This is a genomic window from Acinetobacter sp. GG2 (assembly GCF_000292385.1).
Taxonomy (GTDB): domain Bacteria; phylum Pseudomonadota; class Gammaproteobacteria; order Pseudomonadales; family Moraxellaceae; genus Acinetobacter; species Acinetobacter seifertii.
The window spans coordinates 14633-38553 of the sequence record NZ_ALOW01000025.1 but is presented as its reverse complement, the minus strand read 5'-3'; the positions used below and the strand labels follow the sequence as shown (position 1 = coordinate 38553).

20 protein-coding genes are annotated in these 23921 nt (G+C 39.2%); 13 read left to right on the top strand and 7 right to left on the bottom strand.

From position 1 onward, the window contains the following. Window positions 1-27 precede the first annotated feature (27 nt). Together B554_RS0103995 and B554_RS0103990 are read right to left on the bottom strand one after the other, a co-directional pair. A complete protein-coding gene (locus tag B554_RS0103995; protein WP_025465075.1) occupies window positions 28-972 on the bottom strand; it encodes a tRNA dihydrouridine synthase in 945 nt (314 codons plus the stop codon). 84 nt (window positions 973-1056) lie between these two features. Further along, window positions 1057-1866, bottom strand: coding sequence for an inner membrane protein YpjD (locus tag B554_RS0103990; protein ID WP_019457056.1), 810 nt, complete (start codon window positions 1864-1866; stop codon window positions 1057-1059). 140 nt (window positions 1867-2006) lie between these two features. On the opposite strand from B554_RS0103990, the gene ffh reads away from it, so the two are divergent. Beyond that, on the top strand, window positions 2007-3419 hold the full coding sequence (gene ffh, locus B554_RS0103985; protein WP_004703430.1) for a signal recognition particle protein: 1413 nt from the start codon (window positions 2007-2009) through the stop codon (window positions 3417-3419). Between the two features lie 49 nt (window positions 3420-3468). Here the strand turns inward: ffh and B554_RS0103980 are convergent, their stop codons facing one another. Both B554_RS0103980 and B554_RS0103975 read right to left on the bottom strand, forming a co-directional pair. Next, window positions 3469-4203 (bottom strand): pantothenate kinase, encoded by a 735-nt coding sequence (locus B554_RS0103980; RefSeq protein ID WP_019457055.1) that lies wholly within the window; start codon window positions 4201-4203, stop codon window positions 3469-3471. A gap of 17 nt (window positions 4204-4220) precedes the next feature. Next, window positions 4221-4973, bottom strand: a complete 753-nt coding sequence (locus tag B554_RS0103975) for a biotin--[acetyl-CoA-carboxylase] ligase (RefSeq protein WP_019457054.1) — start codon at window positions 4971-4973, stop codon at window positions 4221-4223. A 30-nt stretch (window positions 4974-5003) separates the two neighbouring features. Here B554_RS0103975 and B554_RS0103970 point away from each other — a divergent pair, with 30 nt between their 5' ends. The 7 genes from B554_RS0103970 (at window position 5004) to B554_RS0103940 (ending at window position 15575) form a co-directional block, all read left to right on the top strand. Next, entirely contained in the window at window positions 5004-5807 is an 804-nt protein-coding gene (locus tag B554_RS0103970; RefSeq protein ID WP_019457053.1) for a sulfite exporter TauE/SafE family protein, read from the top strand. A gap of 252 nt (window positions 5808-6059) precedes the next feature. After that, complete coding sequence (locus B554_RS0103965) at window positions 6060-6755, top strand: GntR family transcriptional regulator (RefSeq protein ID WP_019457052.1); 696 nt, start codon at window positions 6060-6062, stop codon at window positions 6753-6755. Window positions 6756-6765: 10 nt separating this feature from the next. Beyond that, window positions 6766-10215, top strand: a complete 3450-nt coding sequence (smc, locus tag B554_RS0103960; RefSeq protein ID WP_019457051.1) for a chromosome segregation protein SMC — start codon at window positions 6766-6768, stop codon at window positions 10213-10215. 1 nt (window position 10216) lies between these two features. Beyond that, complete coding sequence (locus tag B554_RS0103955) at window positions 10217-11239, top strand: cell division protein ZipA C-terminal FtsZ-binding domain-containing protein (protein WP_019457050.1); 1023 nt, start codon at window positions 10217-10219, stop codon at window positions 11237-11239. Window positions 11240-11333: 94 nt separating this feature from the next. Then, a complete protein-coding gene (gene ligA, locus B554_RS0103950; RefSeq protein ID WP_019457049.1) occupies window positions 11334-13370 on the top strand; it encodes an NAD-dependent DNA ligase LigA in 2037 nt (678 codons plus the stop codon). A 254-nt stretch (window positions 13371-13624) separates the two neighbouring features. After that, complete coding sequence (gene ftn, locus B554_RS0103945) at window positions 13625-14089, top strand: heteropolymeric bacterioferritin subunit Ftn (protein ID WP_001214863.1); 465 nt, start codon at window positions 13625-13627, stop codon at window positions 14087-14089. A gap of 292 nt (window positions 14090-14381) precedes the next feature. After that, complete coding sequence (locus tag B554_RS0103940; RefSeq protein ID WP_081400295.1) at window positions 14382-15575, top strand: MFS transporter; 1194 nt, start codon at window positions 14382-14384, stop codon at window positions 15573-15575. 68 nt (window positions 15576-15643) lie between these two features. Here B554_RS0103940 and B554_RS0103935 read toward each other — a convergent pair whose 3' ends face one another. Continuing rightward, window positions 15644-17074, bottom strand: a complete 1431-nt coding sequence (locus B554_RS0103935; RefSeq protein ID WP_019457047.1) for an alpha,alpha-trehalose-phosphate synthase (UDP-forming) — start codon at window positions 17072-17074, stop codon at window positions 15644-15646. After that, window positions 17062-17913 carry a trehalose-phosphatase gene (gene otsB / locus B554_RS0103930; protein WP_019457046.1) on the bottom strand — a complete coding sequence of 284 codons (852 nt, stop codon included), beginning with the start codon at window positions 17911-17913 and terminating at the stop codon, window positions 17062-17064. Before otsB ends, B554_RS0103935 begins: the two co-directional genes overlap by 13 nt. Before the next feature lie 354 nt (window positions 17914-18267). On the opposite strand from otsB, the gene B554_RS0103925 reads away from it, so the two are divergent. The 5 genes from B554_RS0103925 to bioD all read left to right on the top strand — a co-directional run bounded on the left by B554_RS0103925 (window position 18268) and on the right by bioD (window position 22923). Next, window positions 18268-18999 (top strand): hydrolase, encoded by a 732-nt coding sequence (locus tag B554_RS0103925; RefSeq protein ID WP_019457045.1) that lies wholly within the window; start codon window positions 18268-18270, stop codon window positions 18997-18999. 93 nt (window positions 19000-19092) lie between these two features. After that, window positions 19093-20373: an adenosylmethionine--8-amino-7-oxononanoate transaminase gene (bioA, locus tag B554_RS0103920; RefSeq protein WP_019457044.1), complete on the top strand. Its 1281-nt coding sequence runs from the start codon at window positions 19093-19095 to the stop codon at window positions 20371-20373. A 1-nt stretch (window position 20374) separates the two neighbouring features. Further along, window positions 20375-21532, top strand: coding sequence for an 8-amino-7-oxononanoate synthase (locus tag B554_RS0103915; RefSeq protein ID WP_019457043.1), 1158 nt, complete (start codon window positions 20375-20377; stop codon window positions 21530-21532). Further along, window positions 21529-22278, top strand: a complete 750-nt coding sequence (gene bioC / locus B554_RS0103910; protein ID WP_019457042.1) for a malonyl-ACP O-methyltransferase BioC — start codon at window positions 21529-21531, stop codon at window positions 22276-22278. Before B554_RS0103915 ends, bioC begins: the two co-directional genes overlap by 4 nt. Then, on the top strand, window positions 22279-22923 hold the full coding sequence (bioD, locus tag B554_RS0103905; RefSeq protein WP_019457041.1) for a dethiobiotin synthase: 645 nt from the start codon (window positions 22279-22281) through the stop codon (window positions 22921-22923). Window positions 22924-22987: 64 nt separating this feature from the next. On the opposite strand, the gene rluB is transcribed toward bioD, so the two are convergent. Continuing rightward, window positions 22988-23911, bottom strand: a complete 924-nt coding sequence (gene rluB, locus B554_RS0103900) for a 23S rRNA pseudouridine(2605) synthase RluB (protein WP_004703404.1) — start codon at window positions 23909-23911, stop codon at window positions 22988-22990. Window positions 23912-23921: the final 10 nt, after the last annotated feature.

Below are 23921 nucleotides of genomic sequence, written 5' to 3'. Positions count from 1 at the left end.
CCACCCTATTTTATAAATTTTAAGTATTTAACGATGAGATGAACTGGTTTGTTCTAATTGATGAACAATTTCATCTAAAGCTTTAATTCGTTTAACTTGGTCCCACAGTTCTTTCGCTTGAGGGTAGGCTTTGGTCATCATACCTAACCATTGTTTATAACGACCAACCATCCCAATTTCTGTTTTGGCTTGACCATTTAAAAAACGAATTTGTAAGTCAACGAGTTGTTCCCAACTAAATAATGCCTCATCCATATTATTACGAATGCATTGTGTTAAATCAGGAGTCGTCACAGCACCGCGACCAATCATTAAATCTTCACAACCAGATTGCTGTTGGCAGGCCTTTGCATCGGCATTGGTCCAGATTTCGCCGTTAGCAATGACATTAATTTTTAAAGCTTCTTTAATCGGTAGAATTTTTTCCCAATAAGCTGGTGGCGTATAGCCATCTGCTTTCGTTCGCGCATGTACTGTTAACCAGCTTGCGCCAGCATCTTCGACCGCATGGGCATTTTCCATGGTGTGGTTTTCATCGAGATAACCTAAACGCATTTTTGCTGAAACAGGAATATGTGCAGGTACAGCATCACGGACAGCTTTAATCAGCATATGTACCACGTCTGGTTCATCAAGAAGTACGGAACCACCTCGGTGTCGATTTACGGTTTTGGCAGGACAACCAAAATTAAGATCGATCGCAGGAGCACCTAGTTCAACCACTTTTGCTGCATTTGCTGCCAGCATATCTGGATTATTTCCTAAGAACTGCACATGAACAGGTGTACCTGCTGCTGTTTTACCGTCGCTCTTTAACTCAGGGCAAAAACTATAATAGATATGGTCTGGTAAAATACTGTCTGTAACTCGAATAAACTCGGTTACACACCAGTCGAAATCACCAACAGATGTGAGAGTATCCCGCATGATCGGGTCAGTTAAACCTTCCATTGGAGCGAGTATGAGTTTCACAGTCTGTGCCACCTGATTAAAACAAAAACAGCGTTATACGGGATATGTATAACGCTGTCTAGTAGTGCTGAAATTTTAATTGTTTTATCGGCCTAATATCATTTCGAGTACAAATTTACTGCCAATAAAACCAATTGCTAAAAGTGCAAAACCAATTAGGGTAAAACGAATCGCTTTTTGACCGCGCCATCCAAGTTTGTAGTGCCCAATCAATAATGAGCCATAAATAATCCATGAAATAATACTAAATACAGTTTTATGAGCGAGATGCTGAGCAAAGAAACTATCAACAGTTAAAAAGCCAAATGTGAGAGCGATAGTGAGTAAAATAAAACCAGTAATAATTAAGTCAAATAACAAGGATTCCATGGCCTGAATAGGCGGGAGTAAATTGACCCAAAAGCGTTTTTTTTGTTTCTTTTTGAGTTCACGATTTTGGAACCATATCAAGATCGCATGTATGGTTGCCATCAGTAAAACTGCATAGGCGGAAAGTGAAAGAATAATATGCGTATCTAGGCCTAACGAATGCTGTTCAATAAATTGATCAGGTTTACTAAAGCCAAAACCTAAAATAAGTCCAATCGCTGCTACAGGAATACCGAGTAAGTTTAAAGGTACAATTGGACGAAAAGTACTAAAAATTAAACTTAACAACAACATAAGCCATGATGTAAAAGAGACTAAATTAAAAACATCATAGTTAATTCCTAATGGTGTCAGCATGGCATTACATAAAACTGTACCGTGTAATAGCAGTGCCAAGGTTGTAACAAAAGCAAATAACCATGGGTTTGGTTCACGTTTTGACATTAAACGTATGAACAGATACCAGAAAGAAGTGGTATATGCGATGAGTGCCAAAATTGTGTAAACCAAGGGGAGGCTAATCATGTCAAACCTTTTTCAGGATTAATTCATCTAGATAAGATATAAATTCGCTGCGAACTAAAGTATCCTATAGCATTCTATGCATAAATTTTCTATTTCGAGAAAGATTTTTTTGCAACTAGCCATTTTAAGCGGATTTTGCAATGTTTGATACCTTAACAGAACGACTCACACAGAGTTTAAGAAATGTTACTGGCTCAGGGCAGCTGACCGAAGACAATATTAAAGATACCTTACGTGAAGTACGTATGGCTCTTCTTGAAGCCGATGTCGCGTTACCTGTAACTCGTGAATTTATCGCGAAAGTTAAGGAAGAGGCATTGGGCCAAGAAGTGATGACTCAGTTATCTCCAGGCCAGGCATTTGTAAAAATTGTTTATGACGAACTCACCAAGATGATGGGTGAGGCGAATGAAACACTGGATTTAAGTGCGAAACCTCCAGTTGTTGTATTACTTGCCGGTTTACAAGGTGCAGGTAAAACGACAACTGCTGCCAAGCTGGCACGTTTCTTAAAAGAACGTCAAAAGAAAAAAGTAATGACGGTTTCTGCCGACGTTTACCGTCCAGCAGCAATCAAACAGTTAGAAACTGTCTCGGCAGAAGTTGGTGCAGGCTTTATTCCATCAGATCCTTCTGAAAAGCCAATTGACATCGTTAACCGTGCAATTGAACAGGCAAAAATCCAGTTTGCTGATGTGTTGATTGTCGATACAGCGGGTCGTTTACATGTCGATGAAGACATGATGGACGAAATTAAAGAATTACATGCAGCAGTTAAGCCGACTGAAACGCTGTTCGTGGTTGATGCCATGACAGGTCAGGATGCTGCAAATACTGCTAAAGCATTTAACGATGCTTTAGCACTTACGGGTGTGATTCTTACCAAAACTGATGGTGATGCGCGTGGTGGTGCGGCACTTTCTGTACGTGCTATTACTGGTAAGCCAATCAAGTTCTTGGGTATGGGCGAAAAGCTTGATGCCTTAGAGCCATTCCATCCGGACCGTGTTGCTCAACGTATTTTAGGTATGGGTGACGTACTTTCTTTAGTCGAAGAAGTTGAACGTAAAATCGACAAAGAAAAAGCCGAAAAGATGGCGAAAAAATTGCAAAAAGGCGGAAGCTTCAACTTTGAAGATATGCTAATGCAATTTGAGCAAATGAAAAAAATGGGCGGCATGATGGGCTTCTTAGACAAGTTGCCTGGCATGAGCGGTGCAGGAATTCAGCAAGCAATTGAGCAAGCGAACCCTGAAAAACAAGTCAAAAAGATGGAAGCTATTATCCAGTCAATGACTGTTAAAGAGCGCCGTAACCCTGACCTGATGAACCCAAGTCGTAAAAAGCGTATTGCGGCAGGTTGTGGTATGGATGTTGCGGAAGTGAATAAACTCATTAAGCAACAAGCGCAAATGGCTAAAATGATGAAGAAATTTGCGAATCCATCTGGTATGAGCAAAATGATGCGTTCTTTAGGCAATATGCAAAAGCAGTTTGGCGGCGGCGGTGGCGGAATGGGACCACTGTTTGGTAACAACGACCAAAAGAAATAAATTCATAAAATAAAAGGCGCCTAGAGCGCCTTTTATTTTGTTCTGTGTTTTAGTCTTTAGGGTAATGAGCAATATATTGTTGCAACCCTTTAAGTAAAAGATCTGTTTCAACAGTAGGTTGGTACTTCTGTAGAAATTTAGCAAAAAGAGAGGCATCACCACCAGTCAGCAGCAGCTTTTTAGGAGATTGTTGCATAATATTTTCGATGGTACTAATCAGACCTAATAAAATACCGTGGTGTACTGCATCTACGGTGTTATTGCCTGGGTTCAGATTATCAAAAGCTGAATCTGGAATTTTAATACCTTTGGTATTTTGAATGAGTGCATCGCGCTGCAAATATAAATTAGGGAGGATGTAACCACCTAAATGTTGTTTGCCCTGCGTTAAATCAATCGTAAGCGCTGTTCCACATCCAATAATGCAATAGTTTTCTTGTTCCTCTGCAACAGCAAGTACTTGTAACCAGCGGTCAATCCCGAGCTGACTAGGAACTTCATAGCCACATTGTAGGCCTGCATATTCTGAGTGAACTTTGGCAAAAACCACTGGAATTTCAAGCCATTTTAAAATCTGCTGAATACGTTGGTTGTTCTCAGTATCGAGTACCGAAGAAATGCCAATGCGATGTAGACCTTGATGTTTAAAGTGTTGGATTAATCCAAGTAATAAATCGGCAGGAGACTGCAAATGTAACTCAGCTGCATGTTCAATAATTTGCTGATTTTCAGTAATCCAGTATTTTAAACGGGTGTTTCCGATATCAAGCCATAAACTTTTCATGGGGGAAAAATACCTGATTACTGAGTTGTCTGTGGTCTTAAACGACCTTGATAAAACTGCTGTGGCTCTGGAGTTTCAAGAATGACTGCACCTTCATTGGAGATTCCGACGAAACGGCCATGTATCAGTCCTTGACTATGTTCAAACTGAACTAACTGATTTAGCCAAGCTGCATGATGGTTAAAACGTCCTGCCAAGTTGTAGCAACCATGATCAAACCAGCGAGCTGCATTTTGAATTGCAATATAGAGTTCTGAAATGAGTTCAAGCCGACTCATTTGCTCTAGACCTAAATCTTCTAAAGAGGTGATTGGCTGGTCACTATCAGTCACTGGTGGTGTTTTTAAATTAATCCCTACGCCAACAATAGCCTGATGTTGGGAAAGTGGTTCGACCAAAATTCCACCCCATTTCCCATGCGCACTATACAAATCATTTGGCCATTTCACTTGTAAGCTTAAAGCTTGTAACTGCGGGATTTGCAAAATATTTAAAGCAACTTCAAGTGCTAAGCGACCATCTAAGGGTGTTCGAGTTTGCACCAATGTGCTTAAATAAATGTTTCCTTCAGGTGAAATCCACTGCCGTTGATGTTGACCTCGCCCTTGAGTTTGTTGAGCACTGCAAACCAAGCCTGTTGTAATGCCTTTTTGGGCAATTTCACGAATATCATCATTGGTCGAAGTTGTGGTTGCTTTTAATAAAACCACTTCTGGAAGCTGGTTTTTTGCGCTTAAAAGTTGTTGTAGTTGGCGAGTCTCTAAATCCATGTTGAATATGAGCAGAGTGGTAAAACATTTATGGAGTTAATCATATATTTACTCATTGGCGCAATTGCTGGTTTTACTGCCGGATTGTTTGGGGTTGGTGGTGGACTAATTATTGTACCAATCCTCTATGTTGTTTTTACCCAGTTGCACTATGACCCTGCGGTAATCATGCATATTGCAGTCGGAACATCGCTTGCCACCATTATTGTGACGTCATTTAGTTCAGTTTCTGCCCATCATAAAAAAGGTGCAGTACTTTGGCCTGTTTTTCGTAATTTGGCACCTGGGCTAGTGATTGGTTCATTCTTAGGGGCAGGTATTGCCGACCTCTTATCTGGTCAGCATTTACAGCTTCTTATTGGTGTTTTTGCTGTTGTAATGGCCTATCGTATGTTTAAAGGCGCAAATGTGGTTGTTGACCCATCACGCCAACTTCCTTCAACACCTATGCAATTTATGGCAGGTGGTGGCATTGGTATTGCCTCTGCAATTTTTGGTATTGGTGGCGGTAGCTTAACTGTTCCGTATTTAAACCGTCATGGCGTAGTCATACAAAAAGCAGTCGCGACTTCTGCCGCTTGTGGTTTACCTATTGCTGTAGCGGGTGCAATTGGCTTTATGTGGTTTGGTGCTAAAGAGCACATTTCTGTACCTAACACGATTGGTTATGTGCACATCTATGCATTTATTGGTATTAGTGTCATGAGTTTTGTGACGGCCAAACTTGGTGCCAAGGTTGCGCATGCTCTATCACCACAAATGCTAAAAAAATGCTTTGCTTGTTTACTCGTGGTGGTTGGAAGTTACTTTATTTATAAAGGCATTATGAATTAAAAATCGCTTTTATTTAGAAAAATATAGAAAAGGAAGCTTAGACTCACAAAGTTTAAGCTTTTTTTATTTGAAGCTTTTAAAAGTCTAAAGATAGGTTTTTTATCCGATTTAAGTATGGATTTTGGGTGGGTTGGCTTAAAATGCAATAAAATTGTCAGACAATGACATAGTTTTTAATAGATGGGATCAGTTAAAAACAAGAATGCGAAAGAAAAGCATGGATTAATGCATATAAAAAGTAGCGGGTGATTTATGAATCTCGAAGAGACAGAAAGTCTTTCTGAGCAAATTGTCAAATATATTAGCGAACAGATTATTAGCGGCGAATTGGTCGAAGGTGAACGCATACAAGAGCTTCGTATTGCGAAAGAGCTCGATGTAAGCAGGGGATCAGTTCGTGAAGCATTATTATTACTCGAACGTACGCATTTAATTGAAATTTTTCCGCGTCGCGGTGCAATTGTCTCAGAAATGTCTGCACAACAAGTGAAAGCACTGTTTGATACAAACGTAATGCTACTAGGACACATTGTGCAACGCATCAGTGAAACATGGCGTGCACACGAAGCTGATCAATTACAGCTGTTACAAGAACAATTATTTGAGCATGTAAAAGCAGGCGATATCGAAAAATTCTACGATGCCATTTTCCAATATCTGGCTGAACAGCAAGATATGGTGGGTAATCCTTACCTAATGAAATTCTATAAAGAATTACTACCTTCACTACGTCGCAGTTATTTTTTGACCTTAAATACCTCTAAGCGGGAACTACAAGAAGCGTTTGCATTATTTAAACTCGTGACTGATGCAATTTTGATCCGAAAATCACAACAAGCCGCTTTATTTATGGAAGATTTTTGTCGACACTTACGTAACCTTGTGTTGGAATCGCTGACACGAATGAAACAGATTGAATTGGCTTGGGCGAGACGCTCACGCCGTTAGTTAGGGCATTATGCGTTTAAGCAGTTTAAAACTTTCCGGCTTTAAATCTTTTGCAGATAGTACAACTTTAAATTTTAAGGCGAACCGCACAGCAGTGGTTGGTCCAAATGGTTGTGGCAAATCCAATGTTATTGATGCAATCCGCTGGGTGATGGGTGAGTCAAACGCTCGTCAACTTCGTGGTGGTAGCATGCAAGATGTTATTTTTACCGGAACATCCAAGCGTAAGCCAGTGGGTGTAGCCAGTGTGGAACTGCGTTTTGACAATACCTACGGCAAATTAGGTGGAGCCTATAACGCTTATAATGAGCTTGCTGTTCGTCGTCAGGTCACCCGTGAAGGTAAGTCGGAATATTTTTTAAATGGTACACGTTGTCGTCGTCGTGATATTACCGACATTTTCTTGGGAACGGGTTTAGGACCACGTTCTTATGCTGTGATTGAACAGGGCATGATTAACCGTTTGGTTGATGCCAAACCTGAAGAAATGCGTATTTTCATTGAAGAAGCAGCGGGTGTCTCTCGTTATCAGGCGCGTCGCCGTGAAACTCTGCAGCATCTTGAACATACTGAGCAAAACCTTTCACGTTTAGAAGATATTGCGCTTGAGTTAAAATCACAGCTTAAAACGCTAAAACGCCAGTCAGAAACTGCGGTTCAATATAAAACCTTAGAAAGTCAGATTCGTACCCTAAAAATTGAAATTTTGTCTTTTCAGGCAGATAAAAGTGTACGCCTACAAGAAGAATATACAGTCCAAATGAACGAACTGGGCGAAACTTTTAAGTTAGTTCGCTCTGAGTTAAGTACAATTGAACATGATTTAGAATCGACCAGTGCTTTATTTCAGCGACTTATTCAGCAATCTTCCCCACTACAACAAGAGTGGCAGCAAGCTGAAAAGAAACTGTCTGAACTTAAAATGACTCTAGAACAAAAACAGAGTTTATTTCAGCAAAATAGTACGACACTGGTTCAATTAGAACAGCAAAAAGCTCAGACGAAAGAGCGTTTACAACTTTCCGAACTACAGCTTGAAACACTGAATAATCAGTTAGAAGAACAAACTGAAGCTTTAACAACGATTGAACATACCGCAGCCGAAGCAGAACAAAACTTTGCTGGTTTACAAGCACAGCAAAAACAAGCACAGCAACAGTTTGAACAAGTAAAAGTTCAAGTTGAAAAACAACAGCAGCAAAAAATGCAAATGTCTGCTCACATTGAGCAACTAGGCAAAAATGTTCAGCGTATTGAACAGCAAAAAGAAACGCTGCAACATCAGGCAAACCAGATTCAATCGCAAGTACACGAAGATGAACAAGGCGAACTTGAGCAACTACAGCAGCAGCTTGGTCGTGAAATCTCAACGTTAGAGGCTGAAATTGAGCAATCTGTGCAACAGATTGAACAGTCTCAACAAGCGCATCAGGCAACCAAAAATCAGCAACAAACACTGAAAACAGAAATACAGGTTTTATTATCTGAGCAGAAAAACTTAAGCCAGCTTGTTGCTAAACAAAGTCCAAAGCAAAACCAAGATACGCTACGTTTAATGCAGGCTTTAGAGTTAACGGAGCAGGGTAAGCCACACGCGCAGATTATTGAAAAGTTTTTAGCAAAATGGTTACAGGCGCAAATTGTTGAAACCGAACAAGTCTTTCAGGAAGGAATTGCTCGCCAGTTAAAGCCTTCAGAACAAACAAGCAAATTTAAAGTAAATTTGGCCTGTTTAAATGACTGGATTGCGTCACCGCAGCTTTCAATTTTTTCAAATGTAGCAATTGCGCAAAATTTATCTGATGCTTTAAATGAGCAAAAGCAACTACAACATGGCCAGTCTGTTTTGACTTTAGATGGCTATCATGTCGGGCAGGATTGGGTAATTGCTCTTATGTATGATGACGAAAGTCAAAGTGCGCAAGGTATGCTTAGTCATCGTATTCGTCTAGATGAAATTGAACAAGTTCTTCAAAAGCAGCAACCTGAACTACAAGCATTAGATCAAATTACAGTTCAGCAAAAAGAAAAACTTGCACAGGTACAAGCTGACTTACACCAGAAACAACAGGTTATTAAACAAAAACAAAAAGACTTGCAGCAGCTAGACGTGCAAATTGCTAAACAGCAAACTGCGGCACAAGCATTTTTACTGCAAAAACAGCAATTGAAAGATCAGTTAGCTCAGTTAGACATGCAGCTTGAAGAAGATGCAATGCAAAAAGACGATCTTGAAATTGATTTGCATGCGCTTGCGATGAAGCTAGAAACCATTTTACCTGACTATAAAACTTTGCAATTTCAGGTAGAAGAATTAACAGAGAAGCTTGAAGAACAGCAACAAGTCTTACAACAGCAACAACAAGAGCGCGAAATTTTACGTCGTAACAGCACGCAGACGACTCAACAAATCGAGTTGCTTGAAAAAGATATTTCGTTCTTGCAGAGTCAATATCAACAAATTGCAGCTCAAATGGAACAGGCGAAAAAGTTTGTTGACCCTATTCAGTTAGAGTTACCAAATCTTGAGTCAGAATTTCAGCAACAATTTGCTCAAACTGAAAAGTTGCAAAAGAACTGGAATGAATGGCAGCTTGAACTCAATAGTGTGCAGGAAAAACAACAAACCCTGACAGATCAGCGCCATCAGTACCAACAGCAAGATGAAAAACTCAGAGAGCAGCTTGAAGCCAAACGTTTAGCATGGCAAGCAGCTAAGTCGGACCGTGAGCACTATCAAGAGCAGTTAAAAGAGTTAAATGCCGAACTTCAAACGGGCTTGAAAATAGATTTAACCGAGCACCAGCAAAAACTGGAAAAGGTACAAAAGCAGTTTGAAAAAATCGGTGCAGTTAATTTGGCAGCTTCACAAGAGTTTGAAGAAGTTTCTCAGCGTTTTGATGATTTGAGCCACCAAATCCAAGACTTAGAAAATACGGTAACTCAGTTAAAAGATGCGATGAAAAGTATTGACCAAGAAACCCGTAAGCTGTTTATGACAACTTTTGACCAGATCAATCAAGAGTTGCAAAACCTGTTTCCAAAGGTTTTTAATGGTGGTGAGGCAAGTTTAAGTCTGGAAGATGACTGGCAATCTGGGGTTAAGCTCATGGCGAGACCACCTGGAAAGAAAAATAGTTCTCTAGCATTACTTTCCGGTGGAGAAAAAGCGTTAACGGCGTTAGCATTAGTATTTGCTATTTTCAGGTTAAACCCAGCACCGTTTTGTGTACTCGATGAAGTAGATGCACCACTCGATGATGCGAATGTACAGAGATATTGTAATTTGGTAAAAGAGCTTTCTGAACATGTACAATTCATTTACATTACACATAATAAGCTGGCGATGACCATGGCAACTGACTTGTTGGGTGTTACTATGCCTGAACCGGGCACATCAAAATTAGTCACTGTCAATTTAGAACAGGCAAAAGAATACGGGTTAGTTTCGGAGTCATAGAATGGAAATCAATACGATTATTGGCATCGTTGTTGCCATTATTATCATGCTAGTTGGCTTAAGAATGATTTTAAAAAAGCCGAACCACGCTGAACCCTCGCTAGACAGTGATTTGCATATTAATCCTGAAAGTAATCAACCGGTTATTCCTCGTCATGTACGAGACCAACTTGAACAGCCTGAAGCGGTCGCAGCATCAGCAAATGTGGCTGAACGAGTGGAACCAACTTTAAGCGAGCCAGTACAACTAGAAGAAAAGGAAACAAAAGAAGTAGAACAAGTTCAAATAGACCAGACACCAGCACCCGTTGTAAATACGCCAGTAGAAGAAGTTAAAGCTGAAGAAACTACTGTAAGTCCAACTGCAAGTGAAAATAGTTCAGTTGAGTTAACTGATACTGTTTCTGCTGCACCAGAAGCTACAAGCTCATCTGAACAAAAAGTTGTAGAAGATCAGCCAAAAACTGAACCAGAATTAAGTTTAAATCCAAATATTGAAACTGCTGAAATTGCTGAATTTGAAGGTGAAAGTAATATTTTGGATGTTCATTTACATGAGCAACAACGTTATGACGATGAAAGTGCATTAGCAGTAGCAGAGCAAATTATTGCATTAAATGTTTATCCGAATCCGCGCCGTGCGTTATCGGGTGATAAAGCGCTGAAAGTGCTTTTAAAATATGGCCTACGTTACGGTGAAATGTCTTGTTTCCATCGTTATGAAAATACCGATGAACCAAGTGCACTCATGTTCTCTGTACTTCGTATGACAGATAACGGTCCAGCTGGTTTTGATTTAGAAACTTTATCTGCTGAACAAGTTCAAGGCTTGGCATTTTTCCTTGCACTTCCAAACAGTAAAGCTGTGACTGGTTTTGACATGATGACCAGTATTGCAGGCCTAATTGCTCGTGAAATTGATGGTAAGGTTTATGATGAAAATAACCTTGAGTTTACGCCACAGTTAAAAGAACATTGGCGCCATCATGTGATTGATTATCGTCCTGCACAGGCAACAGCCTAGTTTAAATTTTTTGTATAGGTTGCGATAATTGCAACATATCTAGTCGCAGCTCAGGGTGGAGAAATTTCCACCCTTTTTTATGGTGAATAATATAATGGCAATAACTTCCGTGATCGAACAGATGCGTCAGCTTATTCAACTGATTGCAAAGCATAACCATGCCTACTATGTCATGGATCAGCCGACCATCTCGGACAGTGAATACGATCATTTATTTCATCAGCTAAAAGCTTTAGAAGAGCAAAATCCTGAACTTATCCAAGCTGATTCACCAACAACGAAAGTAGGTGGACAAGCACTTTCAAAATTTGAGAGTGTGACTCATGTGGTGCCAATGCTTTCACTGGGCAACGTATTTAAGCAAGAAGATTTATTTGCATTTGCACGCCGTGTAGAAGAGCGACTACCAAACCAAAAAGTACAATACGAAGTTGAGTTAAAACTTGATGGTCTTGCGATTTCTCTATGGTATGAAAATGGAGTCCTAGTTCGTGGTGTAACGCGTGGCGATGGTGAAACGGGCGAAGACATTACACAAAATGTAAAAACTATTCGTAACTTGCCTAAAGTTCTGCACTCTGAAAAGTACGAAATTCCACGGTTGCTCGAAGTTCGTGGCGAAGTACTCATGCCGAAGTCTGGTTTTGAAAAACTCAATGCTGACCAAGAAGCAAAAGGCGAGAAAACCTTTGCTAACCCTCGAAATGCAGCAGCAGGAAGTTTAAGACAGCTAGATCCAAATATTGCTGCTAGTCGACCTTTAGCATTTTACGCATATGGTATTGCGCAGTGTGAGCCAAATCATAACTTAACGACCATGCATGATAGTTTGCAATGGCTAACAGAGCTTGGATTCCAAATTGCTGAGCGTCAATACTTGTGTAACTCAATTCAAGAAGTACAGCAGCGCTATGAACAAATTCAGCAAGAGCGTCCAAGTCTCAAAGTTGAAATTGATGGCATGGTGGTTAAAGTCGATGACCTTAAACAGCAACAGCAACTTGGTTTCTTAAGCCGTGAACCACGCTGGGCAACCGCCTATAAATTCCCTGCACAAGCGGCACTGACTACTGTTGAGCAGATTGACTGGCAAGTAGGCCGTACTGGGACTTTAACACCTGTAGCACGCTTAAACCCTGTTTTTGTGGGTGGTGTGACTGTTTCTAATGTGACTTTGCATAATATTGGTGAAATTCATCGTCTAGATGTACGCGTTGGAGATACGGTAAGTGTTTATCGTACGGGTGACGTTATTCCTAAAGTAGAAAAAGTTTGGCCAGAGTTCCGTCATGCTGAAGCAGAGATTGTTCATTTACCAGAAAACTGTCCTGTATGTGCATCTCCTGTAGTTATGCCTGAAGGTGAGGCTCTTGCACGTTGTTCTGGTGGTTTATATTGTGCTGCACAGCGTATTGAGGCTATTCGTCACTTTGTATCGCGTAAAGCTCTGGATATTGAAGGTTTGGGTGATCGTTGGGTTGAGTCTTTATTACACCTCGATTTACTCAAAGATGTTGCTGATATTTACCATTTACATGAACACAGAGAAACGCTGTTGGGTATTGAAAAAATGGGTGAAAAGTCGGTACAGAACCTTATTGATGCCATTGAAGCCAGTAAGAAAACAACGCTTGCGCGTTTTATTTATGCCTTAGGTATTCGTGGGGTGGGTGAGACAACTGCCAGAATGTTAGCCAATACATTCCAGACATTAGAGGCTCTTAAAGCTGCTGATATTGAAGCTTTGAAGAAAACCCCAGATGTCGGTGATATTACCGCTGAGTGGATTGCTGATTTCTTCTTGGCACCGCATAACATTGAAGTACTTGATCGTTTAATTGCTGCTGGTATTCATTGGGATGCACCAACAGCACCAACACGACAACCATTAAACGGTGAAAGCTGGGTACTTACAGGTACACTAGAGCAAATGACACGTGATCAGGCGACTCAAATGCTGCAAGCATTAGGTGCACGTGTAAGTGGTAGTGTATCGAGTAAAACTAAATGTGTGGTTGCGGGTGAAAAGGCTGGTTCAAAACTAGAAAAAGCAGCGAAATTAGGTATTCCTGTCATGAATGAAACAGACTTCTTATCGCTTATGGCGGGTTATGGGCAGACTTTGAGCTAAAAGTCTTAGCGAAATAAGAACCATTGATTTTAGTTACAAATTTATAAATTGATGGTTCATGCCATTTTTAAACGCTTGTTTGAGCTTATAAATCGGACAAGCGTTTCTTTTTGCAGAGGAAATTTAAATAACTTAAACTGCAAATGCGTATGTTTCTCATTTTAATTTGATAAAAATCATAAACTTAACTATTTTTTGTTTTGCAATCATTTTTAAGTTTGCCCATAATAGACTCATACGATAGGAGATTTATTATGCGTGGCAATCCAGAAGTCATAGACTATTTAAATATGCTCATTGGCGGAGAGTTGGCTGCCCGTGATCAATATTTAATCCATTCTCGTATGTATGAGGATTGGGGTCTAAATAAGATTTATGAGCGTATTGACCATGAGATGCAAGAAGAAGCTTCTCATGCCGATGCAATTATTCGTCGTGTATTGTTTTTAGGTGCCAAACCAAACATGCACCGTGAAGATATCAATGTCGGTACAGACGTTGTATCTTGCTTAAAAGCTGATTTAGCACTTGAATATCACGTGCGTGAAAAATTAGCGACAGGTATTAAACTGTGTGAAGAAAAAGGCGACTACATTAGTCGTGACATGTTACGTCAACAATTATCAGATACCGAAGAAGACCATACTTACTGGCTTGAAAAACAGTTGCGTTTAATTGAACTGATTGGCCTACAAAATTATATTCAGTCTCAAATTTAATGATTTGAAGAACCCAGCTTAAGCTGGGTTTTTTATTCACTCGTTTTAATAAAACAAAGTCACTGCTAGACGTTAATATTGTCAAATTGAATATATTCAAAGCCTTACTATATAAGGCTTTGGCAGTTACAAAAAAGTCAGAAAAATTGTGTCAGACCCCATGTTTTTTTTATGGAATTGGATATAATTTCGCCAATAAAAACCCTTGCCTGAAACTTAATATGGCAAGGGTTTTTCTATGGGGAATCGGTTGGTATGGATCGCCAATGGTTTTATGGTGAGCTTCGCGTATATGTTATTTTCCAAGTCTGCTGTTTTAGATACAGCTTCTCTCTTAAGTACACAACGATTAGCAACTCGTCTCAGCTTTTTTAGCTTGGGCTTTGCGATATCTGCTTGGGCACCACTCATTCCTTATGCACAGCAACGCTTAAACCTAAATCATGCAAATTTTGGTCTATTGCTGCTTTGCATGGGAATCGGTTCAATGATCGCTATGCCTGCGACAGGGGCTTTAGTTAAGCGTTGGGGATGCCGTCCATTAATTGCAGTGGCAACCATACTTTTAATGGTGTTATTACCAAGTTTAACGATCTGGCATAGTCTTGTATCGATGGCTGTGGCGTTATTTATTTTTGGTACAGCAGCAGGCAGCCTTGGCGTTGCTATCAATTTGCAGGCAGTTGTGGTGGAAAAACACAGCTTACGTGCGCTCATGTCTAGTTTCCACGGTATGTGCAGCCTTGGTGGTTTAATAGGTGCCATGCTTGTCACCACGCTACTAGCAATTGGCCTTTCACCACTCATGAGTACGCTGTCTGTGGTCATGATTTTACTGGTCGTTAGCTTTGTTGCTATTCCATCTGCTTTAACAACATTTGAGCAAGATGAACAAGGTGCAGCTGAAATAACTGACGCACCTAAAAAAACTTCGCGCCCGAATGGCACTATTCTCTTGATTGGAATGATGTGTTTTATTGCCTTCTTGTCAGAAGGTGCAGCAATGGACTGGGGTGGTATTTATTTGACTAGTAAATATCAGCTGAATCCTGCCTTTGCGGGGCTGGCTTATACATTCTTTGCACTTAGTATGACAAGTGGTCGTTTTGCAGGACATCTCTTGTTAAAACAATGGGGGGAGAAAACCATTGTGACCTATAGTGCAATTGTTGCCGCGCTTGCTATGGTCACTATTGTGATGGCACCTGTTTGGCAAGTTGTAGTATTGGGTTATGCACTTTTAGGTTTAGGCTGCTCTAACATTGTGCCTGTTATGTTTTCTCGTGTTGGCCGTCAAAATGACATGCCTAAAGCAGCGGCGCTTTCTTTGGTTTCAACTATTGCATACACAGGGTCATTAAGTGGTCCAGCTTTAATCGGTTTAATTGGTCAGTGGACTAGTCTAACCACAGTCCTATCTGGGGTAGCTGTTTTATTAATCATGATTGCTGTACTAAATCGCTTTACGCTTGTGAAGGCAAAGTAACTTAAGCTAACTCCCCAGCCGAAAAGAACATCGAGAAAAACTTCTCGATGTTCTATAAGTGTGAATTATTATAAGACATGATAAGTGGGTAAATACTTATCTTGTAATGAGAATTTAGATTTCGTGAAAGTCGGAGCATTTTCTAAATCTTTCAAGAAATTATTACGCCAATCACTCAAGTCCGTGGTTGCTAAACCCTCTATTAACTGTTCATAACGATTAATACGTTCAGCTTTAGACATCTCTAAAGCGGTTTTTAGAGTATCCATCATTGCTGCTCGATCTATTGGGTCAACAATCAAGGCCTGAGTCATTTGTTCAGCTGCACCAGCATATTTAGATAAAATTAGTACACCTGGGTTTTCTGGATCTTGAGCCGCAATATATTCTTTTGCGACCAAATTCATACCATCACGTAGTGAGCTAATCCAACAAATATCAGAATTGCGATAAATATGCATTAGGCTGTCATGTTTAACGGTGTCATAGCAGCAATCAATTGGACGCCAGTCTTCCTGTGCAAACTCTTGATTAATCAGCTCTAGCTTGGTTTTAAAACGTTGATATAAACGTTGATAAGCTGGAATATCTGTACGTGAAGGTGTTGCAACTTGTAGATGACGTACTAGCCTATGATATTCAGGATTGGTTTCCAAGAAGGTTGCAAATGCATTGAAACGCTCAAGTAGACCTTTTGAATAATCAATACGGTCAACACCGATAATAGTTTTTTGACGTGGAATATCTTCAAAGTTAAATACATTTGCTGTTTGAAATGCCTGTTGGGCTTGGCGCTGAATAAGTTTAGGTTGTACACCAATAGGGTAGGACTTAATCAATACTTGACGCTTTTTATAACTGATTCGGTCGCTTAGTATTTTTTGAGCTTCAAGTAAGCCCATACAGGTTTGCATACATGTGTTTTGGTCAGCTTGGGTTTGTAGACCAACTACATCATATTGGCAAAGGTCTTGTACTAGTTGTAACGCAACTGGAATTTTGCGCCAAATGTTTAAGCTTGCAAAAGGAATATGTAAAAAGAAACCGAATTTATTCTGCATTCCTAATTCGCGGCAATGACGAGCTACACTAAAAAAGTGATAGTCATGCACCCAAATAACATCATCCGGCTGAGCAATTTGTTTTAATTGTTCAGCAAATAAACGATTGACCCGTTGGTAAGTATTATATTCTTCAGCATCATATTCAATCAGATCGTCTCTATGATGCATAGCAGGCCATAAGACCTTGTTAGCAAAACCGCAGTAATACTGTGCATATTGCTGATGTGTAAGAGGGCAGGTAATGTAGTCAATTCCATGAGAATATGCCTGATCGAATTCAGGCGCTTCAGTATCGGTAACTTGTTGACCATTCCAGCCCAACCAAATACCGTTACTGTCATTTAATGCGTCTTGTACAGCTACTGCAAGGCCACCTGCTGAAGCCTTACCTGATGGCATACTTATTCGATTCGATAACACGATTAATTTAGACATATTTGTTCTCCATTCTGATCTTGACTATTTTTGACGTATAACTTTTTTATTTTTTCGAGAAAGAAAAAAAGAAAATTAGAAACGCTGTTAATATCTTTTAATCTATATTGAGCTTCTGTTTCACCAGAACCTACTTTAATTGAAGTGCCAAACTGTTGATTAATAAATATGAAACCCGATTCATCTGTTAAGTCATCTCCTATAAATATCGGATGAATTAACGGTAAATTAAGATGATTTAATATAGTTTGAATTGCTTTGCCTTTATCTGCCTGTTTAGGTACTAATTCAACTACAAATTTTCCTCTATTTAATTTTAGTTGAGGATGAAAATATTTAACCTGTTGCATAATATAAATTGCATTATTTTCTAATTCTGGATTTTTTCGATAATGTAAAGCAATAGAATATCCTTTATCCTCAATTAATAAATCGGGATATTTTTCACAAGATTTTATAATATCTTCTTTTAATTTATTAAAATTAATATCACTTAAGTCTGGGCGAATATAAGTGCTAGAGTCAAAACAAATATCTAAACCATGTAGTCCAGCTATAGGAACTTCAATAGACTGAAGCAGCTTACTAGCCGTTTCAACATCGCGACCTGTTACAGCAACCACTGGTATATTTAATTCAATAATTTTTTTTATAACTTCTAATGTAGTATTAGGAATAAAACTATGTTCAGGATGAATTTGAAATGGAGCTAATGTTCCATCAATATCTAGAAATAAACAATAATTTTTATCTGAAGGTAAGGTATTTATAATATCATTGGGTGTAACAAAATATGTATCTTTTTTTCTCCCATCAGATATTATACTTTGACTATTCATATTAACCTGCCCAATATTTTGATCATTAATTAATCTTCTATCATTAAAATGAATTAATGAGTCATTTTTTTTAATAAAAAAACATAAGTATTAACATTGATTACATTGCACAATGGATTTATGGGTGAAGTGTGGATTATGTTGTTTTTTGATTTGCTTCAATGTTTAGATAATTAAAGTTTTGTATGTTTCATATGAATAATTTAGGCTTTACTTATCAATATATTTCAGAATATTAAATACCTCTAAATGTCTGATTTTACTTTGTGAAATTTAATTTTTATGTTGATTTTAAAAGATATTTAAAATTGATATTAATATATAATCTTGCAAAAGTTGGCTGTGGACAGGTATATGAAGTTACAAAATAAAATTTTATTGATTACAGGGTGGGGAGTAGGCATAGAACCTTTGCAATCACTTAAATTGCACATGGAAAAAGCTGGTTTTGAAACACAACTGATTAATATTTTTAATGTTTTAGATCGTAACTTTCAAGCACAGCTTGATTTAGTTGCTGAAGTTGATGTAGTAATAGGCTGGTCCTTAGGTGGGCAGTTAGCAACTCAACTGGTTGATATTTTTTACAAGCAAACAGGGCAAACAAAAACTTTAATTACGCTCGCATCGAATCCATGTTTCGTTGCTCATGATAATTGGCAAACCGCAATGCCTGCTGATGTATTTAGTCAATTTAAAGGGTCTCTTTTACAGAACCCGAAAGCCACTTTAAAGCGTTTTTATTATTTGATTACACTTGGCTCATCTCAAGCGAAACAAGATTGGATGAGTGTACAAAACATCGCAAATCCACCCGCACAGGAAATACTGGTAGACGGTTTAAAAATGCTAGAACAGTTAAACTTAGTAGATAACTTGAAAAACTATTCAGGTCTACAGCTTCATCTGTTTGCTGAGCAAGACAATGTCATTCCTTGCAAAATTATCGAGAATTTTAAGGATTTCGCTACAGAAAACATGACTTATAAGTTACTAAAAGACGCTACCCACGCTTTTCCGTACTTACAGGTAGAAAGAACAATTGAAGAAATCTGCCAATTTTTAACAATTCATCAGCAAAGTTAATAAGCTTTGATTGATATCGCAATTTTCTTTCATTATTAACAGGTTTAACATGTGTTCAATGAGAGATTTGAACGCTGTAAAAGGGTATAGAGGATGACCGATAATTTTGATTTGGAACATATTTGGCATCCATATACTTCAATGACCCAACCGTTACCAACATTCAAAGTTAAGCGTGCTTATGGTGCGACCATTGAACTCGATGATGGTAGAACTTTAATTGATGGCATGTCCTCTTGGTGGTGTGCAATTCACGGCTATAATCATCCTGAACTCAATCAGGCAGTGACCGATCAATTACAGAACATGTCACATATCATGTTTGGTGGGCTAACCCATGATCCTGCGATTGAACTTGGTAAAATTCTTTTAAAAATTACACCGCCAAGTCTCGATAAAATTTTCTATGCAGATTCAGGGTCGGTTGCCGTTGAAGTTGCTTTGAAAATGGCTGTGCAATTTTGGACAGCCCAAGGCCAACCACAAAAAACAAATTTTATTACCACACGTTCTGGTTACCACGGTGATACATGGAATGCGATGTCTGTATGTGATCCAGTTACAGGTATGCATCAAATTTTTGGTACCAGCTTACCGAACCGTCTTTTCGTGGCTGCACCACAAACTAAATTCCATGAAGAATGGAACCAAAAAGATATTGCCGAGCTAGAACAAGCCATTCAGCAAAATCATGAACATCTTGCCGCACTCATTATTGAACCAATTGTTCAAGGTGCAGGGGGCATGCGTTTTTATCATCCTGAATATTTACGTCAGGCTAAGGCGCTTTGTGAGAAATATCATCTGTTATTAATTTTTGATGAAATCGCTACTGGCTTTGGCCGTACCGGTAAGCTTTTTGCGTGGGAACATGCTCAAGTCGAACCAGATATTATGTGCCTAGGTAAAGGATTAACAGGCGGCTATATGACGTTATCTGCGACTTTAACTACAAAGCATGTCGCAGAAACGATTAGTCGCGGTGAGGCTGGAGTATTTATGCACGGCCCAACCTTTATGGCCAATCCGCTTGCTTGTGCTGTTGCCTTAAAAAGTACGCAATTATTAATTGAGCAAGATTGGCAGGCCAATATTAAGCGAATTGAACAACAGCTTAGCCAACATTTAGTGCCTTTAAATCAGCTTGATTATGTTGCTGATGTACGAGTGCTGGGTGCAATTGGCGTAGTAGAGCTCACCTTTAATGTTGATATGAAAACTTTACAGCAACAATTTGTAGACCGTGGAATTTGGATTCGCCCTTTTGGCAAACTGGTTTATGTGATGCCACCTTATGTTATTACTCAACAAGAGCTAAGCGTTTTGCTTGAACAATTGGTTGAAGTTGTTAAAACATTGCAGGGAGCGCATTAATATGTCATTGCTTGATCATTTTGCTACCGAGTTAGATGAGTTAAAACAACAAGGTAATTTCAGACAATTTACTCAAAATGTGCAGCATGACCGTTTTATTACTATTCAAAATAAAACAATGCTCAACTTAGCTTCAAATGATTATCTTGGACTGGCGGCTGATCTTAATCTTCGTCAAGAGTTTTTAGATAGCTTGCCGTTAGAGCGGAGCTATTTTAGTTCTTCATCGGCCCGTTTATTGACGGGTAACTTTGATGAATATGAACAGTTGGAAAATAGCCTAAGCCAAGCATTTGGTGGTCGGTCGGCTTTACTATTTAATAGTGGCTATCACATGAATATTGGTATTTTGCCAGCTGTTTCTGATAGCAAAACTTTAATTTTGGCAGATAAATTAGTCCATGCCAGTATGATTGACGGGATTCGGTTGTCTGGTGCGCAGTATGTACGTTATCGCCATAACGATTTACAGCACTTAGAACAACTTCTGCAAAAGTATCATGATGATGACAAGATTGAACGAATCATTGTGGTCACAGAAAGTATTTTTAGTATGGATGGTGATGAAACGGACTTAGCTGCATTAGTCCAGCTTAAAAAACGTTTTGCTAAAACCATGCTTTATGTCGATGAGGCACACTCAATTGGTGTACGTGGTCAGCAAGGTTTGGGATGTGCTGAACAATATAATGTCATTCAGGAAATTGATTTTCTAGTTGGTACCTTCGGTAAAGCATTGGCAGCAGTCGGTGGTTACATTATTTGCGATCCAATTATTAAAGATTATCTCATTAATAAAATGCGTCCGCTTATTTTTACGACCTCTCAACCTCCTATTATTGTAGCCTGGGTAAACTTTATATTCCAAAAAGTATTAGTTGCTCAACCTCAGCGTGAACACTTAAAAAATATTAGCCAATATCTTCAACAAGCTGTTGTACAAAAGGGTTATGTAAGTCCGTCGACTAGTCATATTGTTCCAATTATTGTGGGAGAGAGTCAGGCTGCGATCGATAAGGCAAAACACGTTCAAGAAAGCGGCTTTTATGCCATGCCTGTACGCCCACCAACAGTACCTAAAAATAGTTCACGTTTGCGTATTTCTTTAACGTCAATGGTCGAACAACGCGAGCTTGAAGCACTGGTGAGTTTTCTGTGAGTCTGAATAAAAACTTAGTTGCCGAGCGTTTTGCTAAAGCAGGGCAAAGCTATTCAGAGCATGCGGTTGTTCAAAAACAAATTTGCCAAAATTTAACGGGCTTACTAAAGCAGTTTTGCCCAAGTACGATGTCACGTGTTTTTGAAATTGGTTGTGGTTCTGGCAATTTAACTCGTCTGCTTGTTGAAGCTTTTCAAATTGAAGATTTAATTTTGAATGATCTGTACTCAGAGGTGCAGACGCACTTCAATCATCAAGAAAATTTGAAATGGTTGATTGGGGATATTGAAACTTTAGATTTGCCCCAACAGCTCGATATGATTGTTTCAGGTTCGGCTTTGCAATGGATGCAAGATTTACCGCGTTTGCTTAAGCGTTGTAATGATGCTTTAAATGACAGTGGTTGGCTATGCTTTTCAACATTTGGCCCTAAGAACCTATTTGAAATTAAAGAGCTAACTGGACAAGGTTTAAGTTATTGGAATCTTGAAAGTTGGAACAATACCTTAACTCAGGCTGGTTTTGAAGTTTTGCATTTATCTGAATCAGAAACTCAGCTCTATTTTGATTCGCCTAAAGCTGTATTACAACATTTGAAAGCAACAGGTGTAACGGCAACCGCTCAACATCGTTGGACTAAGCAAAGTTTACAGCAGTTTTATCAAGATTATGATCGGTTTAAGCAGGCCGAGGGATATGCCCTAACATACCATCCGATTTATTGTATTGCCCGGAGAGTGAAGTAAATGAGTGGTCAGATCTATTTTGTCAGTGGGATTGATACTGAAATTGGTAAAACTTACGCGACAGGTTTTTTAGCAAAATTATGGACTGAGCAAGGTAAAAAAGTAATTACCCAAAAACTCATTCAAACAGGTAATGCTGATATTTCTGAAGACATCGAGAAGCATCGTGAAATTATGGGACAAGGTTGGTTTCAGGAAGATCACGATAAGCTGACTATGCCTGAAATCTTCAGCTATCCAGCTTCACCTCATTTAGCAACACGCTTGGATAATAGAGAAATTGATTTTCAAAAAATTGAAAATGCGACTCAAACATTGGCCGAGCGTTTTGAAATTGTATTGTTAGAAGGTGCAGGGGGCTTAATGGTGCCCTTAACCACCAGTCTACTCACCATTGACTATGTGGCTCAGCATCAATTCCCCGTTATTTTAGTAACTTCTGGTCGTCTAGGAAGTATTAACCATACTTTACTTAGTCTTGAGGCGCTTAAGTCTCGTGGGCTGAAATTAAAGGCTCTAGTTTATAATCTAAAAGATGAATCAAAAGATCCATTAATTTCTAAAGATACTTCAAATTACTTGAAAGATTATTTAGCTATTCACTTTCCAGAAGCAGAGTGGATTGAATTAGCAAAAATGAGTTAATTTGACAACAAACTATTAAAAAACCGCTCTAAATTTGAGCGGTTTTTTAATTCAAAAGCTGAGCTTAGAACTTTTTAAATCCACGGTTAAGACCAGTCGATTTACGCTGATTACCGGTGTTTGCTGGTGCTTCTTTTTCATCATCACGACGTTGTTGACGTAAATAGCCACCACGACGCGCTGCCATTGGCTTTTCAGTCATACGGTCAGTACGACGTTTCGCCATACCAAATAAGCCTGTACCTTGACGCGGTTTTAACTCAACAGATTTTGCTAAGTTGTCGATATCAGTTTTGTCGAGTTCCATCCAACGGCCAGTACGTAATTCACGTGGTAAAATCACAGTACCGTAGCGAGTACGTAATAAACGACTTACTTTAAGGCCTTGTGATTCAAAAATACGGCGTACTTCACGGTTACGACCTTCTTTCACCACAACTTGATACCAGCGGTTAATACCTTCACCACCAATTTCAGAGAAAGATTCGAATTTAGCTGGGCCATCTTCAAGCTCTACACCATTCACCATGTTTTGACGTAGTTTTGGTGTTACTTCACCCATTACACGTACAGCGTATTCACGTTCAATTTCATTGGATGGGTGCATTAAGCGGTTAGCAAGTTCACCATCATTTGTAAATAATAATAAACCTGTACTGTTAATATCCAGACGACCTACCATTACCCAACGATCATTTGCAATTTGTGGTAAATGATCAAATACGGTTGGACGTTTTTCAGGATCATTACGTGAACAAATTTCACCCTCAGGTTTATAATAAATCAGTACACGACGACGAATTTCGTCTTCGATTTGAAACTGAACTTTACGACCATCAATGCGTAATTCATCGCCTGGTTCAATGCGTTCACCCACTTGGGCAACGCTGCCGTTTACACTCACGCGTCCTGCGGCAATAACCTCTTCCATATATCGACGGGAACCTAATCCGATTCGCGCTAATACTTTTTGCAATTTTTCACTCATGACAGCACAA